The 21,443-nt window shown below is 34.1% G+C and carries 24 protein-coding genes and 1 pseudogene; 18 read left to right on the forward strand and 7 right to left on the reverse strand.

The genetic code is table 11. The features are described from left to right. The first annotated feature begins 310 nt into the window (after positions 1–310). Together AC3ASS_RS10190 and AC3ASS_RS10195 are read left to right on the forward strand one after the other, a co-directional pair. The gene (locus tag AC3ASS_RS10190) at positions 311–997 is read left to right on the forward strand and encodes a response regulator transcription factor (RefSeq protein WP_220155732.1); all 687 of its coding nucleotides are present in this window, start codon (positions 311–313) and stop codon (positions 995–997) included. 1 nt (position 998) lies between these two features. Next, positions 999–2,324 carry a sensor histidine kinase gene (locus tag AC3ASS_RS10195; protein ID WP_488283426.1) on the forward strand — a complete coding sequence of 442 codons (1,326 nt, stop codon included), beginning with the start codon at positions 999–1,001 and terminating at the stop codon, positions 2,322–2,324. Between the two features lie 369 nt (positions 2,325–2,693). On the opposite strand, the gene AC3ASS_RS10200 is transcribed toward AC3ASS_RS10195, so the two are convergent. Further along, positions 2,694–3,125, reverse strand: a complete 432-nt coding sequence (locus AC3ASS_RS10200; protein WP_488283427.1) for a hypothetical protein — start codon at positions 3,123–3,125, stop codon at positions 2,694–2,696. Between the two features lie 5 nt (positions 3,126–3,130). After that, positions 3,131–3,265: a hypothetical protein gene (locus AC3ASS_RS10205; protein WP_258570448.1), complete on the reverse strand. Its 135-nt coding sequence runs from the start codon at positions 3,263–3,265 to the stop codon at positions 3,131–3,133. Positions 3,266–3,409: 144 nt separating this feature from the next. Between AC3ASS_RS10205 and AC3ASS_RS10210 the strand changes: the two are divergent. The 8 genes and pseudogenes from AC3ASS_RS10210 to AC3ASS_RS10245 all read left to right on the forward strand — a co-directional run. Beyond that, a pseudogene (locus tag AC3ASS_RS10210) lies at positions 3,410–4,240 on the forward strand (ABC transporter ATP-binding protein); the annotation flags it as partial. Positions 4,241–4,252: 12 nt separating this feature from the next. Beyond that, positions 4,253–5,515 (forward strand): ABC transporter permease, encoded by a 1,263-nt coding sequence (locus tag AC3ASS_RS10215; protein ID WP_488283428.1) that lies wholly within the window; start codon positions 4,253–4,255, stop codon positions 5,513–5,515. Next, positions 5,512–6,642, forward strand: a complete 1,131-nt coding sequence (locus AC3ASS_RS10220; RefSeq protein WP_488283429.1) for an ABC transporter permease — start codon at positions 5,512–5,514, stop codon at positions 6,640–6,642. Before AC3ASS_RS10215 ends, AC3ASS_RS10220 begins: the two co-directional genes overlap by 4 nt. 272 nt (positions 6,643–6,914) lie before the next feature. Then, positions 6,915–7,232 (forward strand): site-specific integrase, encoded by a 318-nt coding sequence (locus AC3ASS_RS10225; protein WP_488283430.1) that lies wholly within the window; start codon positions 6,915–6,917, stop codon positions 7,230–7,232. 495 nt (positions 7,233–7,727) lie between these two features. Beyond that, positions 7,728–8,609 carry a glycine betaine ABC transporter substrate-binding protein gene (locus AC3ASS_RS10230; protein WP_488283447.1) on the forward strand — a complete coding sequence of 294 codons (882 nt, stop codon included), beginning with the start codon at positions 7,728–7,730 and terminating at the stop codon, positions 8,607–8,609. A 64-nt stretch (positions 8,610–8,673) separates the two neighbouring features. After that, complete coding sequence (locus AC3ASS_RS10235) at positions 8,674–9,801, forward strand: ABC transporter ATP-binding protein (RefSeq protein WP_488283431.1); 1,128 nt, start codon at positions 8,674–8,676, stop codon at positions 9,799–9,801. Positions 9,802–9,815: 14 nt separating this feature from the next. Continuing rightward, on the forward strand, positions 9,816–10,451 hold the full coding sequence (locus AC3ASS_RS10240) for an ABC transporter permease (RefSeq protein WP_488283432.1): 636 nt from the start codon (positions 9,816–9,818) through the stop codon (positions 10,449–10,451). A 110-nt stretch (positions 10,452–10,561) separates the two neighbouring features. Continuing rightward, positions 10,562–11,290, forward strand: a complete 729-nt coding sequence (locus AC3ASS_RS10245) for a 5-formyltetrahydrofolate cyclo-ligase (protein WP_488283433.1) — start codon at positions 10,562–10,564, stop codon at positions 11,288–11,290. Between the two features lie 62 nt (positions 11,291–11,352). On the opposite strand, the gene AC3ASS_RS10250 is transcribed toward AC3ASS_RS10245, so the two are convergent. Together AC3ASS_RS10250 and mreBH are read right to left on the reverse strand one after the other, a co-directional pair. Further along, positions 11,353–11,916, reverse strand: a complete 564-nt coding sequence (locus AC3ASS_RS10250) for a beta-class carbonic anhydrase (protein WP_488283434.1) — start codon at positions 11,914–11,916, stop codon at positions 11,353–11,355. Between the two features lie 148 nt (positions 11,917–12,064). Then, entirely contained in the window at positions 12,065–13,072 is a 1,008-nt protein-coding gene (mreBH, locus tag AC3ASS_RS10255; RefSeq protein WP_488283435.1) for a rod-share determining protein MreBH, read from the reverse strand. Between the two features lie 425 nt (positions 13,073–13,497). Here mreBH and AC3ASS_RS10260 point away from each other — a divergent pair, with 425 nt between their 5' ends. Continuing rightward, the gene (locus tag AC3ASS_RS10260; RefSeq protein WP_488283436.1) at positions 13,498–13,599 is read left to right on the forward strand and encodes a heavy metal-binding domain-containing protein; all 102 of its coding nucleotides are present in this window, start codon (positions 13,498–13,500) and stop codon (positions 13,597–13,599) included. A 14-nt stretch (positions 13,600–13,613) separates the two neighbouring features. On the opposite strand, the gene AC3ASS_RS10265 is transcribed toward AC3ASS_RS10260, so the two are convergent. The 3 genes from AC3ASS_RS10265 to AC3ASS_RS10275 all read right to left on the reverse strand — a co-directional run bounded on the left by AC3ASS_RS10265 (position 13,614) and on the right by AC3ASS_RS10275 (position 16,794). Beyond that, a complete protein-coding gene (locus AC3ASS_RS10265) occupies positions 13,614–15,059 on the reverse strand; it encodes a recombinase family protein (protein WP_488283437.1) in 1,446 nt (481 codons plus the stop codon). 80 nt (positions 15,060–15,139) lie between these two features. Next, positions 15,140–15,925 carry a hypothetical protein gene (locus AC3ASS_RS10270; RefSeq protein ID WP_488283438.1) on the reverse strand — a complete coding sequence of 262 codons (786 nt, stop codon included), beginning with the start codon at positions 15,923–15,925 and terminating at the stop codon, positions 15,140–15,142. 11 nt (positions 15,926–15,936) lie between these two features. Further along, on the reverse strand, positions 15,937–16,794 hold the full coding sequence (locus AC3ASS_RS10275; RefSeq protein ID WP_488283439.1) for a thermonuclease family protein: 858 nt from the start codon (positions 16,792–16,794) through the stop codon (positions 15,937–15,939). 184 nt (positions 16,795–16,978) lie between these two features. On the opposite strand from AC3ASS_RS10275, the gene AC3ASS_RS10280 reads away from it, so the two are divergent. The 7 genes from AC3ASS_RS10280 to AC3ASS_RS10310 all read left to right on the forward strand — a co-directional run bounded on the left by AC3ASS_RS10280 (position 16,979) and on the right by AC3ASS_RS10310 (position 21,368). Continuing rightward, positions 16,979–19,003 carry a tail fiber domain-containing protein gene (locus tag AC3ASS_RS10280; RefSeq protein ID WP_488283440.1) on the forward strand — a complete coding sequence of 675 codons (2,025 nt, stop codon included), beginning with the start codon at positions 16,979–16,981 and terminating at the stop codon, positions 19,001–19,003. After that, the gene (locus AC3ASS_RS10285; RefSeq protein WP_488283441.1) at positions 19,000–19,377 is read left to right on the forward strand and encodes a hypothetical protein; all 378 of its coding nucleotides are present in this window, start codon (positions 19,000–19,002) and stop codon (positions 19,375–19,377) included. The genes AC3ASS_RS10280 and AC3ASS_RS10285 overlap by 4 nt, the downstream gene beginning before the upstream one ends. Further along, complete coding sequence (locus tag AC3ASS_RS10290) at positions 19,377–19,592, forward strand: hypothetical protein (protein ID WP_488283442.1); 216 nt, start codon at positions 19,377–19,379, stop codon at positions 19,590–19,592. Before AC3ASS_RS10285 ends, AC3ASS_RS10290 begins: the two co-directional genes overlap by 1 nt. A 167-nt stretch (positions 19,593–19,759) precedes the next feature. Beyond that, positions 19,760–20,497 carry a hypothetical protein gene (locus AC3ASS_RS10295; RefSeq protein WP_488283443.1) on the forward strand — a complete coding sequence of 246 codons (738 nt, stop codon included), beginning with the start codon at positions 19,760–19,762 and terminating at the stop codon, positions 20,495–20,497. A 100-nt stretch (positions 20,498–20,597) separates the two neighbouring features. Beyond that, positions 20,598–20,786: a hypothetical protein gene (locus tag AC3ASS_RS10300; protein WP_488283444.1), complete on the forward strand. Its 189-nt coding sequence runs from the start codon at positions 20,598–20,600 to the stop codon at positions 20,784–20,786. Between the two features lie 76 nt (positions 20,787–20,862). After that, positions 20,863–21,120, forward strand: a complete 258-nt coding sequence (locus AC3ASS_RS10305; protein ID WP_488283445.1) for a hypothetical protein — start codon at positions 20,863–20,865, stop codon at positions 21,118–21,120. A 14-nt stretch (positions 21,121–21,134) separates the two neighbouring features. Beyond that, positions 21,135–21,368, forward strand: coding sequence for a phage holin (locus tag AC3ASS_RS10310; RefSeq protein ID WP_488283446.1), 234 nt, complete (start codon positions 21,135–21,137; stop codon positions 21,366–21,368). Positions 21,369–21,443 lie beyond the last annotated feature (75 nt).

Here is a 21,443-nt window from a genome sequence, read left to right on the forward strand (position 1 = left end):
CGATGGCGGTCGTTTTTTGCCTATCTAAAGTTTAAAATTTTATTTTTTTGTTGTTTCATAGAACTTTTTACATTACCCGAATTGTAAATTAAGACGAAATACTTATTTAAAGTGATCATTCGCCTATCAACTTCACAATTAAAGAATAACCTTTAAATGTCTCAAATGATTGTACAAAAAAGTCACAAAACAATCACAATCCATCACAAAATAAGTGATTTAACTCATGGTTGAAAGAGTGATATACTGAAAGTAGATTTCGATGGAAGGTTCGTTTCTTAAACTAGCATCGAAAGGAAGGTAGGATTTTGTGAAGGAAAAACAGACAATTATGGTTGTAGATGATGATAAAAGCATTGTTGAACTATTAAGAGACTTCTTGGAAAATGACGGTTTCTATGTAAAAACAGCTTATGACGCCGATCAAGCACTGTCCGTACTCAAGCAGGTTACAATTGATTGCATTATTCTTGATATCATGATGCCGGGACAAAATGGTTTCGAGTTCTGTCGGCAGGTACGGGAGGAAAGTAACATTCCGATCCTCTTCTTGAGCGCCCTCAGTGATGATGTAGATAAAATCCGTGGGCTAGCACTTGGAGGGGATGATTATATAGTTAAAACCGCATCTCCGGGTGAGATTGTTGCCCGAGTGAAGGCTGTATTGCGACGCTCTGGTTCCCAGAAGGGATTTAGCAGGAGAATCTTGGATTACGATGGCCTCACTTTGGATTTATCCACAAGAGAAGTATTTGTAGAGCGTAAATACATCTCACTTACACCAAAAGAATATGAATTATTGCGACTGTTTGCCGAGAATCCGCAAATTGTTTTTACATATGATCAATTACTCGGGAAATTTTGGAATGGAATTGGCGATAAACATACTGTCCGCGTCCATATAAGCCGCCTACGTGAGAAAGTTGAGCCCGATCCAAACAAACCAAAATATATAGTCAATGTCTGGGGTATAGGCTACCGTTTTAAAGGAGAATAAAATGAGATCAATGCGCATTCGTACATTTTCTATTCTTTGTTTGCTTTTAATCTTGATGTTGCCATGGGTATTTTACGTATCGGCCCACTTACTCACAACAAAATCACTCATTTTCGATACGAATGAAGCTCAAAAAGAAGATTTTAAAAAAATGAGCCACTTCATTGAAACAAATACAGAAAACTGGTCTGACCCCAAATGGCAAGATGATTTAAGAGGAAAGTTACAAGCATTGGACATGGGTGTAGAAATTTTAACCGAATCAAATCAAGAGATTTTTCAATTTCCCCCCGAGGAGGACCGCTCATTTACACGAGCGGAACAGTTTTCAATTATGGAAGATGGTCGCATAGTTGGAAGAGTAATGATTTTTCAGCCGAATTCAAGAGTGGTTCAGATGATTGCGGCATTTGCGGGATTATTGTTAGCTTTTATTATCATCGGTTATGTCATGAGAAGGTTCATTCTCAAACCGCTTGAGAAAATGAGCCTAGCAGTCCGACGAGTCGCAGAAGGGGATTTGGACGTCCAATTACCTAAGTCGCCGATCAAAGAAATTACGGAAGTTCATGGCGGAATTCAAATAATGACAGACAGTCTCCAAGAATCCATGCAAAAACAAGTGGAATTAGAGGAAGAACGTCGATTTATCATTGCTGCAGTCGCCCACGATTTACGGACACCATTATTCGCCTTACGAGGTTATTTGGATGGTTTGGAAAAAGGAATTGCTGATTCACCGGATAAACAAGCAAAGTATTTGGCGGTTTGTAAGGAAAAGTCAGCACAATTGGCCCGTCTTGTAGAGGATCTTTTTACATTTACAAAGACGGAATATTTGGAGATGAAACTCAAAAAAAGCACGGTTAATCTTCCAATTTTATTAAAGAAGTCGATCGATAGCCTAAATCCACTAGCTAAGCAAAACAACATCTCTATTATCGCAAAAGATTTTGGGGAAGATTGTATGATCATGGGCGATTCGTATTTATTAGAGCGTGCCATAAATAACTTATTGGATAATGCTGTCAGACATACACCACACTCTGGTAGTATTTTTGTCCAATGCTATAAGGACGGTAACAGAGTGGTCTTTACAGTTCAAGATACGGGGAAAGGTTTCTCTTCGGAAGAGATTCATCGTGTTTTTGAACCACTATATCGTGGTGAAGCATCACGAAATCGTTCAACCGGAGGGGTCGGGTTAGGGTTAACTATCTCAAGAAGGATCGTTAGACGACATGGCGGTGACCTTGTCGTAGATAACCATTCAGAAGGTGGTGCACTGATAAAAGGTTGGATACCAGCTCACTCTTCTAGTGCTTGATAACTTATAATAAACCTGAACAAGATAAGCTCCATTTTGAGTTAAAGCTTAATTTTGAAAAAAGATTAATTAATGGGTGCCTTTAATATAATTCTGTATCATCTCGTTTCACCAATATAAACTGCAGATAGCTATACAGATAGTTTTTTGTTTCTCTTTCATTCGTACGAATGCGTTATTTGTATACATTTGTTTAGTAGATAAAAAGATGTCAACTAATGGATAAAAGTTGACATTTTCATGATCCGCTTCAAACCGTTGTTCCTACTGGGTTTGGAGCTCTTTTTTTCTGTTTTTTAATGTTTTTCTACCCCCCTGTTAGAAACGGGGGGTAAGGGCAGGGCAGGCCCTGCCCGACAAAGACAGATTTTACGGTTTGGGACCGTAAAATCCGCCTTTGTCGTCTGCTTTTGATCGCCCTTGTATTCCAGTATAAATAATCACAAAATCAATCTCTGGTTCTAAATACTCCTGTACAATCACTTCTGATAAAGTATCACTTTTGAATGAGTTTCTATCAAAAATTTGAAATTTGTACATAATATTACTGCTGGTAATACTGTGGCGACTCTCTAACCGCATTCTAAATTGGAACGGTGGCTTTTTTACTTCACGAATAATCTCATCAATTAACGTATCTATTCTTGAATAAAATCGTTTTTTAGGATTAATATTAAAGTTTTTGTTTCGGTCAATGATATATTGGTCACAATCTGCTGTGAACTGATCTGTATTCAAACAAAGACAAAGGGTACATTTTTCCGTAGGTGAATGATAGACTTCCAATCTTTTAATATCCATTCCTCTTATTTCTCCATTTCTTGTTTTTCTGATGTTGTCTGTCTTGCTGTTGCAAGTGTTTCAATCGTCTGTAAGAAATCATGCTCTTTGGGGACAAGGGGAGGATAAAATTCAGAAATGAAATTATCTCCTTTATCCACTAAGTATCACAACTTAAAAACGCCACTGATCGATAAAATACCGTTCAAATGACGTTTTAAGTGTGATTATAGATATGTTTGTCTTTAAATTTTTGTAACCCTTGATTAGCAAGGATTATAGCTGATTGTCTATATAAACATGAACCTAACGGTGCAGGGAAATCAACAACGATTTCTATGATTTCATCCTTAATCCCACCGACAAGTGGAGATGTACGATTGAAAAATGAAAGTATTATAAAAAATCCTTCAGAGATTCGAAAAATACTAGGTGTTGTCCCGCAAGAAATAGCTCTCTATACAGATTTAACTGCTGAAGAAAACCTTCATTTTTTTGGGAAGGTTTACAAGCTACCCAATCATTTATTAAAGAAAAAAGTAGATGAAGTTCTGGAGCAAATTGGTTTAACAGAACGAAGAAAAGATATAGTCAAAACATTTTCAGGCGGTATGAAACGTCGGTTAAATATTGGCATCGCTCTTATGCATGACCCAGAAATTATTATTATGGATGAGCCGACCGTTGGCATTGATCCTCAATCAAGAAATTACATTTTAGAAACGGTAAAGCGATTAAATCAAGAAAAACAAATGACAGTATTATATACGAGCCACTATATGGAAGAAGTCGAGTTTTTATGTAACCGAATCTACATTATGGACCAAGGTTCTATTATTGCTTCTGGAACTAAAGAAGAAATCAAAAATATTCTATCCTCCGAAAATACTATTCTTATAAAAGTATCTCAAGTGAAGGATGAATTTTTGCAAGAGCTAAAGCATGAACCTGTTATTAACCGAGTAACGGTGCAAGAAAAAGAGATTTCAATTATAGTTCCGAAAGAGGTTAATATTTTCAAAACATTATTAGCATTTGCTGAAAAAACGAATACCGAAATTCATGCGGTAGAAGTAAAAGCTCCTTCATTAGAAGATGTATTTTTACATTTAACCGGAAGAGCTTTAAGGGATTAGGAGGAATTCAAAATGATATTCACATTTATAAAAAAACAGCTGCTCTTAATGTTAAGAAATCGACAAGAGCTTCTCATATTAATAGGGATGCCTCTAGTTTTAATCTCCATATTAGGTTTTGCATTACAGGGAGTCATGAATAATGATGTTCCTGCAGTAAAAGCAAAAGTTGTTTGGATCGAACATTCCGATGAAAAGGAAGATCTTTCTTTATTTGAAGAAGAAATAAGAAAAAGCCCGATCCCTAAAGAACAGCTTGATGAGATACTAATCGGAATAACAGAGCTCCAACCTGTCCATCAATTAAAAGAATTGTTGTTAAGTGAAGAATTAAGGGAGCATATTGAGTTAGTGGAAAAAGACGTAAATGACTTAGATAGTGTGAAAAATGATGATGAATTTTCAGCGATTATTGAAATTCCGAAATTATTCTCGTATGAATTATTGAACTATATTTTCTTAAACAAAGGCGAACGCCCTACCATAAATTTATATAAAAATGAAGGAAAAGAAATTTCTGCTTCTATAGTGGAAGAAGTGTTATATGCCTTTCAAACTCAATATTCCTTGCATACTGTACTTGGAAAGAATGGACTACTAGAAAGTACGTCACTCAATAATATAAATATTCAAGGAACGATTGAAACAGTTACGAATAAAAAACCGATAACTGCCATGATGTATTATTCCGTGGGAATGTGTGTCATGTTTGTTTTATTTGTAGCATCTAGCATCGGTACTTATGCGTTCCGAGAAAAAGAACTTCATGTATTTGATCGAATAATTTTAGGAAATGTATCAAAATGGGCGTATTTTTTCGGGAACTTTATTTCAGCGGTTATTATTTCATTTATACAAATCATGATCCTATACGGTGTGTCGGCTCTTGTTTTCGGAATTTATTGGCCAAATATAATGGCATTTATAGTTGTTTCACTCTGTGATTGCTTAGCAGTAGGAGGGATGGCAGCCTTGTTAACAGCCATCAACTATAGATTAAATTCATTAATGTTGACGAGTTTCTTTGGCAGCGTTTTAATCTTTGTTTTCTCTTTTGTTGGTGGAAGCTTTTTTCCAGCGGGAGAATTATCGCCGGTGATTCAATTACTTGGAAATTTAACCCCAAACGGATCGGGGATGACTGCTTATATAAAAATTTTACAAGGGTATGGGATCAAAGATATTATGGATTCACTCATTTTTCTATGTAGTTTCAGTGCCTGTATGCTTGTTTTAGCTGCCATTAGTTTCCCGAAAAGGGGGAAAGCGATATGATAAAAATTTTTATGATTAAATTGAGATTATTGTTGAGAAATCCAATTCCATTTATTTCAACTACCGTCTTATTATTTATGCTCACACTGCTGATGGGTTCAGGGCATGAAATAAAAATTAAAGTTCCTGTTTATAGTGAACATAATCATTTACAAGAATCAACGATATGGAAAGAACTAGAAAAATCAAAAGTGTTTGATTTTCAATGGTCGACGAAGGAAAAGGTTGAAAAATCGGTGAGTGAAGGGAAAGTAGAGGCAGGAATCGAATTGAAAGAAACAGATTTCCGACTCATTATTTCTTCCAATACCGAAAATGTTAATGTTATTCATCAATATGTCCATTCTATTTATTCACAAGAGTTGATCCGAAAAAATATTTTAGCAGCTGCTGAAAATTCAAACATCGATACAAAACAGTTAGAAAAGCAACTAGATGAAATAAAGGAAAAACCTATATTTGAAACGAAACAAAAATTATTCAGAAGCGACGACACAGTCATAATAAATGGTAGTCTTCAATCTATTTTCGGTTTTTCGTTATTTATGGTTATTTATACCATTGCAAATAACGTGTTGCATATTTTAGAGGAGAAAAAAGTTGGTATGTGGGATCGCATGATATTATCTCCTTTAAAAAAATGGGAAATGTATACTGGAAATTTACTGTTTAGTTTCATTACAGGATATTTCCAAGTATTCATCGTATTTGCCGTCTTTTATTTTACAGGTGTTGAGTTTTACGGAGGCTTTTGGAAAACTTTAATTATTTTAATCCCGTATGTATTTTGTATAGTCGCTTTATCCATTTTTATTACAGGTTTAGTGAAAAATATACAGCAATTTAATGCCATTATTCCACTAGTGGCCGTTAGTTTTGCGATGATAGGAGGAGCTTATTGGCCGCTTGAAATTGTAACATCTAAGGTATTATTAACGATTGCTAAATTTGTTCCGATAACTTACGGGATGGAAGCATTAAAAGGTGCAACCGTTTATGGAATGGGTATTTCGGATTTATTGTATCCAATGAGTATTCTAGTCTTAATGGGAGTTATTCTCATAGGAATTGGGATAAATTTAATGGAAAAAAAGGCATGTGTAAATACAAAACTCCTAATCATTTGAGATGGTTAGGAGTTTTCTTTTGAAATCATTGTAAATAATATAAGGATGATTTTTAATAAAATTCTGGCTAAATAGTGTATTTGGGAGTATTCGGCATGATATTGAAGGATTTTTATATATAGGAGAGGTGCATTAAACTAAGATGGAAATATACAGAAATATAAAGGAATATGAATCGATAGGCAATTTGGGTTAGTTATTGATTAAAGATATAATAAATTCATCGTAGAATTAAATTCGTCGCGAAAAGGGGGATAAGTAGGTGTTTCTTTTTGCAAAAACTATTAAACAACTATAAGACATATTTACAAAAGGAACAAAAATCAGAAAACACCATTCAAATGTATCTTCAAGAGGCGGATCGATTCCTTAAGTTTGTGACTTTTTTTGAAAATTCATTGAAAAACATTAATGAACAGCATGTAATCAAATATCGTAATCAATTATTAAAAGATGGGAAAAAAGTTTCAACCATTAACAAATCAATATCCACTTTAAGTTCCTTCTTTACATGGGCCTGCCAAGAAGGATATTTTCTCTGGATTAATGCAGAAAACATAATTCATCAATTATCATCTCCCCTGTCTTAAAAAGACGAAGTAATTCTACTAATGAGCTCTCAAAAGATCAAAAAATTTATAAAGAAAGTAAAAAAGTTTTGCATACCAATGTGAAAGGTTTGCAATAGATGATGTTCTTATTATTAGTTTTGAATAAAAATACAAAATAATGAATATTAATAAGTTTTTTGCTTAACAGAAAAAGATATGGGGTGGTTGATAAAGTGGATGTTAATGCGAAAAAAGCTAAATAAAAAAATATATAGATTGCCCGTATTTATTTATAACCGAACGATCTGGACAAATGAATCCAAGAGCTATCCAATACCTTTAAAAAATATAGTGATCAACTAGATTTTTAAGTGAATGCACAAATTTTAAGAAATAGCGAAAAAGGATTGAGACCAAAGCAATTACAATAGGTCGCAGGACATCGCTCTATACAAACGAGCTATCAATTTTATCAACAATAGATAGATTTTAAATTTTGGAGGTTTTATTGTGAAAAAATTTTTAGGAATCATTATGACTTTCATAATTGTATTAACGATTACCGCATGTGGTTCGGAAAAAGCGAATACTGAACCTGGGAAAATCGTCATTTCCAGTAAAAAATTTACGGAGCAAATCATTTTAAATCATTTGCTTGCAGAATATTTAAAAGCCAATACTGACTTAGATGTAAAAGTAGAAGATGGATTAGGTGGCGTTTTTGTTCTCCATGAAGCAATGAAAAAAGGCGACATTGATATGTATGTTGAATATACGGGAACTGGCTATTTAAATGTATTAAAAAATGAATTTAAAGAAGGCATGTCACCGGAAGATGTATACAATGAAACGAAAGAACAATATAAAGAAGAATTTAATATTACTTGGTTAGATCAATTAGGTTTTAACAACACATACGCATTAGCAATGAGAGCTGATCTTGCGGAAGAACTTGGAGTTGAGACTTATTCTGATCTAGTAGAACACTCACCAAATTTAAATTTTGGAGCAGATGCAGAATTCTTTGAGAGAAGTGATGGGTTTGACGCACTAGAAGCTGCATATGGATTTGACTTCGGAAAAACAACAAACATTGACCCTGACTTGCAGTATGAAGCAGCTAAAAATGGAGAAATAGATGTTATAACTGCGTTTTCAACGGATGCAAGAATTAAACAATTTGATTTAAAAATTTTACAGGATGACAAAGAATTTTTCCCACCTTATCATGCAGCTCCTATTATTCGCCAAGAAGTATTAGATGCAAATCCAGGATTGGAAGAAACATTGAATAAACTGAGTGGAATTTTAACAGATGAAAAAATGCTTGAACTAAATTCTCAAGTGAATTTAGATAAAAAAGACCCGAAAGAAGTAGCAATACAGTTTTTAAAAGAAGAAGGATTAATAGAGTAATTGATTTCCCCATTTCTGAGACGAAGGAAATGGGGTTCAAACTTTAAGTAAAAGAGGAGATTATATGATTAGGTTTGAAAATGTGAAAAAGCAATATCAAGATGGATTCACTGCTTTAAAAAATATAGATTTTGAAGTAAAGAAAGGAGAACTTTTAACGTTAATTGGACCAAGTGGTTGCGGGAAAACGACCACGATGAGAATGATTAACCGCTTAATTGAGCCGACAGAAGGAAAAATTTATATTGATGGGCAAGATATTTCACAATTAAATCCTGTAGAGCTTCGCCGGAATATTGGCTATGTTATTCAACAAATTGGTTTATTTCCTCATATGACGATAGAACAAAATATTTCATTAGTACCGAAATTAAAAAAATGGGAAGAAAAAAGATACTTAGCAAGAGTTGATGAGTTATTAGAACTTGTAGGGCTCGATCCATCGGTTTTCAAGCATCGTTATCCTTCGGAATTGAGCGGAGGACAACAACAAAGGGTAGGGGTCATTCGTGCTTTAGCTGCAGAACCAGAAATTATATTAATGGACGAACCGTTTAGTGCTTTAGATCCTATTAGTCGTGAGCAATTACAAGATGACATTGTGCGCCTTCATGAAGAAATTAATAAAACTATCGTATTTGTTACACATGATATGGATGAGGCGCTTAAAATATCGAGTCGAATTGCGATAATGAAGGATGGGGAAATAATTCAACTAGATACACCAGATAAAATTTTAAGACATCCTGCCAATGATTTTGTTAGAGGGTTTATTGGAAAAGAGAGAATGAAAAAGCATACTGATGATGTCCTAGTTCCAACAGCAGAAGATTTAATGACAACATCAACGGTTACTTCATCTCCTAGAAAGGGACTTGCTGAAGCTTTCAAGCAGATGAAAGACTATAAAGTTGATAGTTTAATATTAATTGATCGCAATAAAAATTTCGAAGGACTTGTGACACTTCAAAAGATTGAAGAACATTACAAAAATGAAGATCTTACATTGTCGGCTATTAAAGAGGAAAATGCTTTGACGATCCAAATGAATGCGAGCGTGCAGGAAGTAGCAGAGATCTTTCATGAAAATAATATAGGACTTATACCTGTGTTAGATGGTGAGCGTCTCGCAGGGATTATTACACGCTCAAGCATGATGCGTGGACTAGCTGAATGGAAGCTTAACGAATAGAAAGGAAGTTTAATATGGATTTATGGAATACATTTATGACGCGTAAAGAAGATATTTGGATAGCGTTTCAAGAACACATTATGTTAGCGGGAATAGCAATGATTATTGCGATTATTATTGCAGTACCCCTTGGAGTTTTATTAACAAGAACCCCTAAATTGGCGGAACCGATTATTGGGCTAGCTGCCCTGATTCAAACGATACCAAGTTTAGCGTTATTAGGTTTCATGCTTCCAATTTTCGGAATAGGAAAAACCCCAGCAATAATAGCTTTAACATTGTATGCGCTACTTCCAATTTTAAGAAATACGTATACTGGTATTTTAGGAGTAGACTCATCATTGGTTGATGCAGGAAAAGGGATGGGAATGACTTCGAGTCAAATATTATTAAAAGTGGAATTGCCTTTAACATTGCCTATTATTATGGCTGGAGTTCGTACCGCTACGGTTTTAACGATTGGTGTCGCAGCATTAGCTACATTTATCGGCGCTGGTGGATTAGGTGATTTAATTGACCGCGGATTACGTGTAGCTGATAAAAATTTAATTTTAGCTGGAGCGATTCCTGCTGCAATTCTTGCCATTATTTTTGATTTTCTTCTAAAAAAATTAGAATCAAAAGTAACACCAAAAGGATTGAAAAACTAAGCATCCGTAATACGGGTGCTTTCTATAATAGGAGTAATTCTCACATTTATGCTTTTATTAAACATTTTGCTAAACTAATGTTGTAACAGTTAAATGATGGAGTTGAAAACATGGTTACAAAACAAGAAATACGTGAGCGAGTCTGGAAGCAATTAGAAGAGCAAAAATTAGGAAGATTTCCTTTCCCTTTAAAAAATCGGATTCCAAATTTTAAAGGAGCGGAAAAAGCGGCTCATTTTGTCTTTACTATGGAAGAATACAAACGTGCAAAAGTGGTAAAGGTAAATCCAGATTCTCCACAACTTCCCATTCGCGAACAAATATTAAAAGATGGAAAAACCTTGCTTGTCCCAACCCCGAGACTTAGAGCAGGTTTTATTATGGTAAAGCCGGAATGGGTTCCACCAGGAGAAGAAAGAAAAGCAGCTAGTTTGAACCATATAAAAAAATATGGGAAAGAAGTATCTCTATTCGAATTACCCCCTATTGATTTAATTGTTGTTGGTTCAGTTGCATTGAATCCTGATGGGAGAAGAGTCGGTAAAGGAGAAGGATATGCGGATCGCGAATATGCCATCATTCGAGAAATAGGGAACGGTGAGATCCCAGTAATTTCTACCGTTTGCAGTATTCAAGTAGTTCAAGATAATATCCCTATCAATCCTTATGATTTAACGGTAGACTGGATTGTTACAGAAAAAGGAATACACAAAACCAATAGTCCTTACAAAAAACCAACAGGAATCATCTGGGAAGAAGTAACGGAAAAAGAATTAGAAATTATGCCCGTCTTAAAAGAAATACGGGAGATGACGAGAGGGAAATTAGAGAAAAACTAAAAATCATAAGGTAGAATGTAAGGATGGGAATGCTTTTCCTTACATTCTATTTTTTTATCGTATTATTCTTCATATCCATTTACAATTAAGTCCAATTTTCCTGTATTAGGGTCAATCACTAAACCATGTACGGGAATTCCTTTTGCCATTAAAGGGTGATTTTTAATCATTTTCACGCTATTACGAACATTATCTTCTACACAAGAAAAACCTTTCAACCATTTATCAATATCAATACCAGAATATAACAAAGTGTCAATGGTTTCTCTTTTAATGCCTCGCTCTTCCATTTTTGCAATTACTTTATCACTTTGGATAGCGCTCATTCCACAATCATGATGTCCAATAACCATAACTTCATCTGCTTGAAGTTCATATACGGCAACAATAATACTTCTCATAATACTACCAAAAGGATGAGTGACGATGGCACCTGCATTTTTTACGATTTTTACATCACCATTTTTAATATTCATTGATTTAGGTAGTAGTTCTACTAGTCTTGTATCCATACATGTTAGAATTACGGCTTTTTTATTCGGAAACTTTGTAGTTTGATATTGTTTATATTTCCCTAATTCAACAAATTCTTGATTGTATTTTAAAATTTCATGCAACATGCCCATAAATTTGGTAACTCCTTTCGAAAACAGGAAAAAGCTATTGGCCAAAATCCAACGAAAACATTTCAATTTTCCAATAGTATATCAAAATCATCAAAGGAATGATATGAAAAAGGACGAACCCAATTTATGATTCGTCCAATAAGATCATTTATTTCGCGATTTTTTGTAAATGACGTAATAGACTTAAAGAACGTCCTGTTCCAATAGCTACGGATTCTAACGGATTTGGAGCTAAATGAACAGGAACAATAATCTCTTCTCTTAACCATTCTTGCATTCCAGTTAAAAGCGATCCTCCGCCGGTTAATATAACACCTTTGTCTACAATATCTCCACTTAACTCAGGTGGAGATTGCTCCAATGTGATGCGAATAACTTCTAAAATTTGAAGAAGGGGTTCTCGAATGGCCTCTTTAATTTCAGAGGAACTAACCGTAATGGTGCGAGGGAGACCAGTTAATAAGTCACGCCCACGGATGTCCATTGATACTTCTCCTAAATCAATGAGCGCACACCCAATTTCAATTTTCATTTGTTCCGCTGTTCGTTCACCAATAAGTAAATTATATTTCTTTCTAATATATTGAATGATTTCTTCATCAAATTTATCTCCGCCTACGCGGATAGAGTTAGAAGATACTACCCCACCGTAAGAAATAATGGCTACTTCTGTTGTTCCTCCACCTATATCCACAATCACATTGGCGATAGGCTCGTCTACCGGAAGGTCTGAACCGATTGCTGCTGCTACAGGTTCTTCAATGAGCATCACACTTTTTGCTCCGCTATTTTTCACTGCATCATGAATCGCTCTTTTTTCAACAGAAGTGGCACCTGAAGGAGTACATACGACAACAGAAGGCTTTCGAATGGCAAAGCCTAACTTTTTACTAGCTTTTTTCATTACATGTTTTAATAGCATACTAGTCATTTCAAAATCAGCAATGACACCATCTTTTAACGGTTTAACCGCAGCAATTTTTTCCGGTGTCTTTCCGATCATATTTTTTGCCTCTAAACCAACGGCAACCACTTGGTTCGTTTTAATATCTATTGCAACAACCGTTGGCTCGTTTAAAATAATACCTTTATTTTTACTGTAAACAAGCGTATTGGCTGTTCCTAAATCAATTCCAATTTCAGTAGTGGAAAACATAAAATCACCCTGTCTAATAGTTGTGTCTTTATACTTTTCAATTAGTATAAAAGATTTTTGACGGTATTTTTAATGGAATAGATTGGTTGTTACATTCCATATTATGGTTTGTAATATTTTATAAGCGCTGAAGTCCATAGGGATTGTAAGATTTAGAGTTTGGAAATATAGAATTAACTCCCCTATGAAATGAATAATTAACGTAAATGTAAATTAAGTAATAAAATAGGTTACAGTCATCGGCCACCGAGTAATTGGAAGCAGAAGCAAAATAAAGCATCTTTTATGATAAAAATAAGTACTATTAATCTTTATTTTGAATATATGACAATGGAAGAGTAAAAACTTAGATGAAAAAAATTTTTTTAACAAAGAAACTTTTCAACAACGGTTTCGTAAATAATAAAAAAAAGGAGGAATGAAGTATGATTGTTTCAACAACTAATACTTTGCAAGGTAGAGAGATTGAACGTTATCTCGGTGTCGTCTCTGGAGAAGCTGACATAATAAAAAGCAGATGTATATAGACTACATCTACTTTTTATCGTATAGACACAAACCAAAACGGTTTTGGATTGCCTGGACTGAATTTTGCGTTCTCATCAGCGTCAACAACAATTTCTTCAAAAATAGATGAAATTAAAAGTTTCCTTTCTTCATCTGTAGAGATATCCCATAATTTTGGGAAGTTTGCAATGATTTCCGTTACTTCTTCTATAGACCATTCTTTAGGTTGATTATCCTTCTTGTCTAATCGTTGCGTTAGCTCTTTTTCTCGCTCTCTTAACATAGTAATCTTTGCATTTAATTCTTCTATGTCGATTAGGTCATTCACAAACATCATTTTATACTTTTCAATTTGCTTATGGATTACACTTAATTCTTTGTTTATATCGGTTTGTTTTTCTTCAATGTTTTTTTGATTAACTTTAGAATCATTGACCCATCCTAAAAGGATTTTCTTAAATACCCTCAAAAATTCTTTTGTTATATTCTCCTCACTTATCATTGGCATAGGGCAAGTCATCCCTTTAGTTTTCCTATTGCATCGATAGTATTTAACTCTTTGATTACTGATTTTAAAGGTAGTTCCAGTCATCGGACCACCACATTTACCGCATTTCAAGATAGACGTAAAATAGTATCTACCTGTTTTTCCGCGACCACTGTTTTCTTTTCTTCTTTCTAAAATAGCTTGCAATTCCCAGAATTCTTTTTCAGAAATAATAGGTTCGATTAATTCTGAATCAAACAACATTTGTTCCGATAGAGGTTTCCTTATTTGGAACCGTTCATCATTAAATCTCATTTTCCCAATGTAAAACGGGTTTTTAACAATATACTGAACAGTATATCCTGCGAATTCTGCTCCTTTACGGGTGCGATAACCTTCTTTATTGAGTGTTCTTGCTATTTTGTCCATGCCCGTAGTTCTTGCCATTTTATACATTCTTTTGACTAATTTAGCTTCATGTTCAACAATTTCAAATCTCCCATCTACATAATTGTAACCGTACGGCGAAGTTCCACCTAACCACTCACCTAAATTTGCTTTTTTAAGCATACCCATTTTTACACGTTCAGCAAGGTTCTCACGTTCCCATTGAGCGAGTGCAGCTACAAGTGTAATAAATAGTCGTCCGGTGGCAGAAGTAGTATCATATACCTCTGTGGCTGATTTGAATTTAACATCGTATTTATCAAATTCTTCTAATAGCTTGTATAAATCCAATACAGAACGAGTTAACCTGTCTAAACGGTATACTAAAACTATGTCAATTAAACCACTTTTAATATCATTCATCATTTTTTGAAGTTCTGGACGTTCTAAATCTTTAGCAGATCTTCCCTCATCCTTATATAGCTTGATGACTTCCCAATCCTGAGATTGAGCGTAAGCTCTTAGTCGTTCTTCTTGAGCAGCTAAAGAGTAACCTTCTTTTGCTTGTTCTTCTGTTGATACACGAACATATATTGCTGCTTTCATTTTAATCATTTCCTTTCTATTAAAAAAAACGGGAATGTACGTTCGGTTTGTGGTTATAAAAGATGGTGTACATTGTACACCTATAGTTTTAGCAATTCCTCTTTTTTCTTTTCGAATTCATCTTGAGTAATTGCACCCAGATCTAATAGGTTTTTATATTTTAATAGTTCATCTGCTACACTACTATTATTAGATTGTAAATTATTACTTTTATTTCTTTCATCACAGATTAATTGAAATACAGATAAACATTCTTGCGCTGACTCGAATATTGATTTGTAAATAAATCCATTTTTCTTTGTTTTAGATTTAATAAAGTTAATATAAACTGTAGGTTTAAGAATATCATTTATTGTAATTTTTAATCTTAGACTGTCGCAATATTCTTTAGTTTTCTTTCTACCGGTTACTCCACCGACAATAGCACCTGTCCCCCCAAATAATACTCCTCCAACTAAAGCTCTTCCTAGACCACCACTCGCGACAGAATTCCCATCTTCTAGCAATTCAAAATCAACTATGTCATCGTAGTTGTATATTTCTTTTATTTTCCCTCGAAAAGAGGATAGGATAGCCCATTTTCTTTGATTATCATCAAATGCTACATAATTACCTATTTGTTTCGTGATTAAAAAATTATCCTTTTCTTTTTCTAAATTTTCTTGTTTAATTTTTGCCAATCCAATTCTATCTTTTATTTCATCTAGGGTAAATGGTTTATTACCACGTGAAAGTATTTCTTTAGTGGTAATTCCAGCTTGTTCAAAATGATTTGCACATATTTTTACTTTTCCCTCTATAGTTTGCTTTAAAAAACTTAACTTTTTATTACAAACAGGACATATCTTGTTTTTTTCGCTAAACAAAGTTATCCCTCCTATCGTTCACACGCCCATCCGTCTTTATCTCGGTCCATTTTCGCTTGATATGCAGGATGTCCCTCAGGTACACCATCAGGATATACTTTTCTTAATTCAGTACAGTTTTTAAAGTATTCAGTAGTTGTGGATCCGCTAGAGGATGTTCCTCCACTGGATGTTCCTGAAGATTTATTCGATGATGAGCTACTAGATTTTGATGAAGAATTACCAGAAGAACTACCTGTCGAGCTTTTGCTAGATTTTGAACCTGAATTCGAACTATTATTAGAGGCAGTGTCAAAATCTCCTTTTGTAGTTCCTTCTGGACCATATGCCCATAATCCAATTCCTTTTTCACGTGCTTCTCTAGCAAACTTTCTAAAATATTCAGCATAAGTAACATCTGGTGGATATGTAGAAGGTTCTGCATATCCATTTATCACAAGATCAGCGTTAAACATCTTTGAACGGATTTCTTTCTCATCCATTAAATTTGTTGGAACTTCTAACCAAACCAATCTTAATAATCGACCATATCTGTCTGTTTCTGAAACATCTTTTTGTAACCAAATTTGTCTACCATTAAGCTTTGACTTTGTATAATTACTTGCTTCTTTTCCATATGGTTCAGTTCGTGTTGTAGACTCAGGAGTGTTAACACCTATCAATCTAACTTTCCTACCATCAGTAAGTTCAATAGTATCCCCATCAATTACTCTTGCTACTGTTGCAGCAACCAATCCAAGTGATGAAGCTTTTGGTTTGTTTTCTTTTTTCTTTTCTTTATTTGATATTTCATCTTGTTTATTTTTGTCCTGTACCTGAGCTTTTTGTTCAGTAACCTTTTCTGATTTTTCAGATTCAACATCTTTCACTTTTTCAGTATCATTTTTCTTTACTTTGTTATTTTCTTGATCAGATGACTCTTTTTTCTCGTTAGCACTTTGTTTATCACTATTATTTACGTCTGTAAATCAACAAATCTCGACACTGTCCGCTCAATTGAGTGTTCAAGCCGATCAAATTGCTTCTAAGGTTTCTAGAACGGAGTTTGAGAGTTTGCAGATTGGTGGAAGGAATTTATTAACTGGAACAAAAGATGAGTTAACTTATGTAAATGTGAGTGGATGGGCAGATTATCAAGACAATAATACAAATCATAACGATTTAGTAAATATCCTTCAACCCGGTGAAACATATACCCTTAGAGTCTTTATCGATGCTACAAACTCTGATTATCCAGTTTGTTCAATGATTAGGCTTCCTAGCCCAACAAACACTTTTAGAGATTTTCAAGGAAACTGGATTGAAGCAGGTAAGCAAGGATACTCTACTGTAACCTTTGTCATGCCTAGTGATGCAACGTATTCAAGAGTATTTATGATTAGATTTAATCAAAGAGATACACCAACACAAAACGTAGGTTATGGGAAAGCAAAACTCGAAAAAGGCAACCGTGCCACCGACTGGACTCGTGCTGAGGAAGACGTGCAAGGTCAAATCGATGGTCTCGGAACACGCCTTTCCACCGCCGAAACATCTATAACGCAATTGTCAAATCAAATACAGCTCAAAGCGAATCAAACGACTGTTGATACGTTGGAGAATCGTATTAGCAGCGCTGAATCGTCTATCACATTGCTCACAGATCAAATCAACCTGAAAGCAAACAAAACCGATGTCGACAATCTGACCACGCGCGTATCGAGTGTAGAAGTTGACATCGATGCATTGAACTCGCAAATCGCGCTCAAAGCGAATCAAACGACAGTGGATAGCTTAACGAATCGCATGTCAAGTGCGGAATCTTCTATAAATCTACTAAGCAATCAAATTAAATTGAAGGTTGATGTTGATGGTGTAATATCATCAATCAATTTATCGCCTGAAGGAGTACGAATTAGCGGTAATCGAATCCACTTAACTGGTCAGACGCTCATAGATGATGGAATCATTGGCACAGCAGCTATTGCAAATGCAGCTATTACCCGTGCAAAATTAGGTACTGCAGTAATTGGAACAGCACAAATAGAGGATGGTGCTATTACAAACGCTAAAATTGCTAATGCGGCGATTGATAACGCTAAAATTGCAAGTGTATCAGCAGACAAAATAATAGCAGGTACTTTAGATACAAGTAAAATGTCTGTACGCGGTGGTTCAGCAACAGAATATGTGCAAATATCGGGAAGTGAATTTATACAGCGTGGGAAGTATGTGCGTACATGGAAAGGGAAAACTCGCACTATAGACAGTCGTGTACAACTTGTTAATGGTTACCTACGTTTTTCAGATATGGAAAGAAACGCTCACCTTGGATACTCAAGTAACGGTATTTCAACGTATTTAAATGGTGACGGAGAAGGTCAGGCATCAGGTACGATTGAATTCTTTTCCCAGCGCTATGGATTGCCGGGGCAAGTTGGAATTACAGTGACATCTAACTACGGTGTTATTGCTTTGGAAACTGGAGGAGTATGGGGTGGTGACATCATCTTTAATCCTCGAAATGGTTATTTTGTTGAAGCGAGGGGACCTTTGAAAGTCCAACGTGAAATTGTAAGTATTGAAAATCGAATTACCATAATTCCTGGAGAAAGTGATACTTATTATAACTTTGGGATTGCTTATGATTCCTCCAATATTAAACATCCTTCACTTTATCCAACTTACAACGATAGAGGGTATATTGGATTATCCAACTCTTATTTACGTGGAGCGTATATCAATAATGTTAACTATGAAAATTTAATAAAAAAATCAACAAGAGAATCGAAAGAAAATGTTGTACCAGCAGATACAAAAGAGTATTTATCAATTATGAAAACTTTAAAAATTTATCAATACAATTACATCGGAAATACTCAAATTAATATAGGAGTAATAGCTGAGGAGAGCCCAAATGAAATTTTAACAGAGGATAGAAAAGCTGTTATTCCTGATAACATGTTAGGGATTACAATGGGGGCATTAAAAGAAAACTTGAAAATTACACAAAACCTCGAAGATCGCATAGCAATGTTAGAAATCGAAAATCAATATTTAAAACAAAAAATTCAACAATTAGAGGAGATGATTGCATGAAATTAGAAATCAAAAATATTGATATTGCGAAAGTGATTAGCTTTTTAGAAAACGAAAACTTTAAAGGTATTAAAAGCATCATGCGTTCAAAAGTTACAAATTATTTAGCGAAACAACTTCAAGAAGTTGTCAAAGGAGAAAAAACAATTAGAGAAGATTTAAAAGATGAGCCAAAAAAATTAGAAGAAGAATTGAAAGCATATTTTAACGAAACTGTAATAGTTTCCGGTGACAACTTTGTAAAACCATTAAATGTGATTAAGGAAAAAATCAAAGAATTAACAAGCGAAGAGTGTGCGCGTGAATTTAGTGGTAATGACGCTTACGCTCTTTCTGTTTTATATGATGCATTTGAGTTAGAAGGTGAGGAATAATGTTGAACCTACAAATTAATAATGTAAATATGCGTTATGCGGAAGGAACTTTAGATAGCGTTCAGGTCTATTTTTCGGGTCGAAATGAAGATGGCTCGATTAATATTTCTGGCTATATTCCAATGACAGCTAGTGAATACGAGGGGAATGAAACACTATCACATTTAACAGCACTCGTCAAATCAAAATTGGAAGAGAAGTTAAGTTCAGATTAAGAAATTTTATACAAAACAAATTATATGTATAATTAAAAAGAACTATGTAATAATAAAATACTTTTCCTGTGTTGAAATCATAAGGAGTAAAATAAAATTGACACCCTAATTATTGTTGAAACCCCCCTTCTGAGTACCGATAAATATTGAAGGGGGGATGTTTATTTATGAAAACATTAGGTAATGGTCCATATTTGTATTTATTATGGTTAATTCCAGTATTTACAATAATTAAATTTTTTATAGACAATTGGAGAGCAACTGCTTTAGAAAAAATGCTTATGAGTAATTTTGAAAGATTTCAGTTGCGTTTGACTAAATATATTTTGACAGGTGTTGTATTCGGAGTATCTATATACTTCTACTTTTTAGCTTTCGACAAAAAACTACCTGAAAACTATAATGACAAATTTATGGCTATTATAATTATTGCTAGTATGATTGCAATAGTATTTTTTATTTTTGAGCAATTTCTTTTACTTATTGATAGATTAATATCGGTGTATAAGATTGAATATTACATTGTAGATGAGAAAAATCAACCAATTCAACAAGTTATTAAAATGAGTAGAAAAAATCAATTATTAGTAAAATCATCAGATGGAATTGAAGAATTTATTGATAAACCTAGAACAAAAAGATATTTAAAAATTAGAAGACCAAATAAAAATATTAGTAAATTATATCAAGGATATTTAATATATTTCGTAATTTTTTCGATTCTTGGATTGAGCATATGGCTGTTTGGTAAATTTATTAATACAACCAAATCATTGGATCAATTTATTATTTATATTTTGTTGATTATGTGTGGGATGGTATTCACACTATTAATTGCTAATCTAATAGAATTTAGGAAAAATAAATTACAAAACAATAATGTACCTAATAAACATACTATGTAGTAAGATTGGTATTTGTATGAGAAGGAAAACAATTTATTACAATATTTAAAAGGGAAAATTCCCCTTTTATCGAATTGAGTAGATGAAAGGGGGATTCAAAATGGAAAAATGTCCACATTGTGGTAATGGGATTACTTTCAAAAATGAAAATAGAACGATTGGTGGTATGGGCTATCCGGTCAAAGTTATTTCGTGTTTTAATTGTAATGCAATTCTAGGGATTACTCTCAGTGACGAAATGCAGGGTATGATTGAATTCATTTATAATAAAATAAGAAAATTAAATTAAACATAAAGCATCCTCTATGGGGTGCTTTTATTATGCACTCAAACATGCGTTTTATGTGGTTATAAGGAGGGAAATTATGGAAAAAGAACAATGGTATACGAATAAAGATTTGTTTGAACAAATAAATGCACTTCGTATGGAAATGCAACAAACGAGAGACATCATTCGTAAATACAACGGTCTAAGGGAAGAAATTGGCATCATGAAGGAAAAAATCAACAAAATGGAAGCCATGCAAGCAGGAAAAAACAAAGTTGGAGAAGCTATCCGCAATTGGGGCGGATGGCTTTTTGCTTTAATTACGCTATTTATCTTACTAAAAAATAACTTTTAAAGGAGGTGAACTAAATGGATAGAGGAACATGGATTAGAACAATAGTGCTTGTGCTAGCACTAGTCAACCAAATACTTGTTGCTTTGGGGTTAAACCCAATTCCGGGTTCACAAGAATTTTGGTACGAAGTACTTACAGCAACATTCGTAACAGGGTCAGCTATCATTGCTTGGTTTAAGAACAATTACATCACAGCTAAAGGTAAAAAACAAAAAGAAGTATTACAAAAACATGGTTTAACAAAATAGGGGCTGTCCGAAAAGTCAATTTTTAATTGACCTTCGGTCTAGCCCTTTTGTTATTTAATGGTACAAAAAAATCGT

The organism is Bacillus sp. JST-5 (assembly GCF_057747715.1).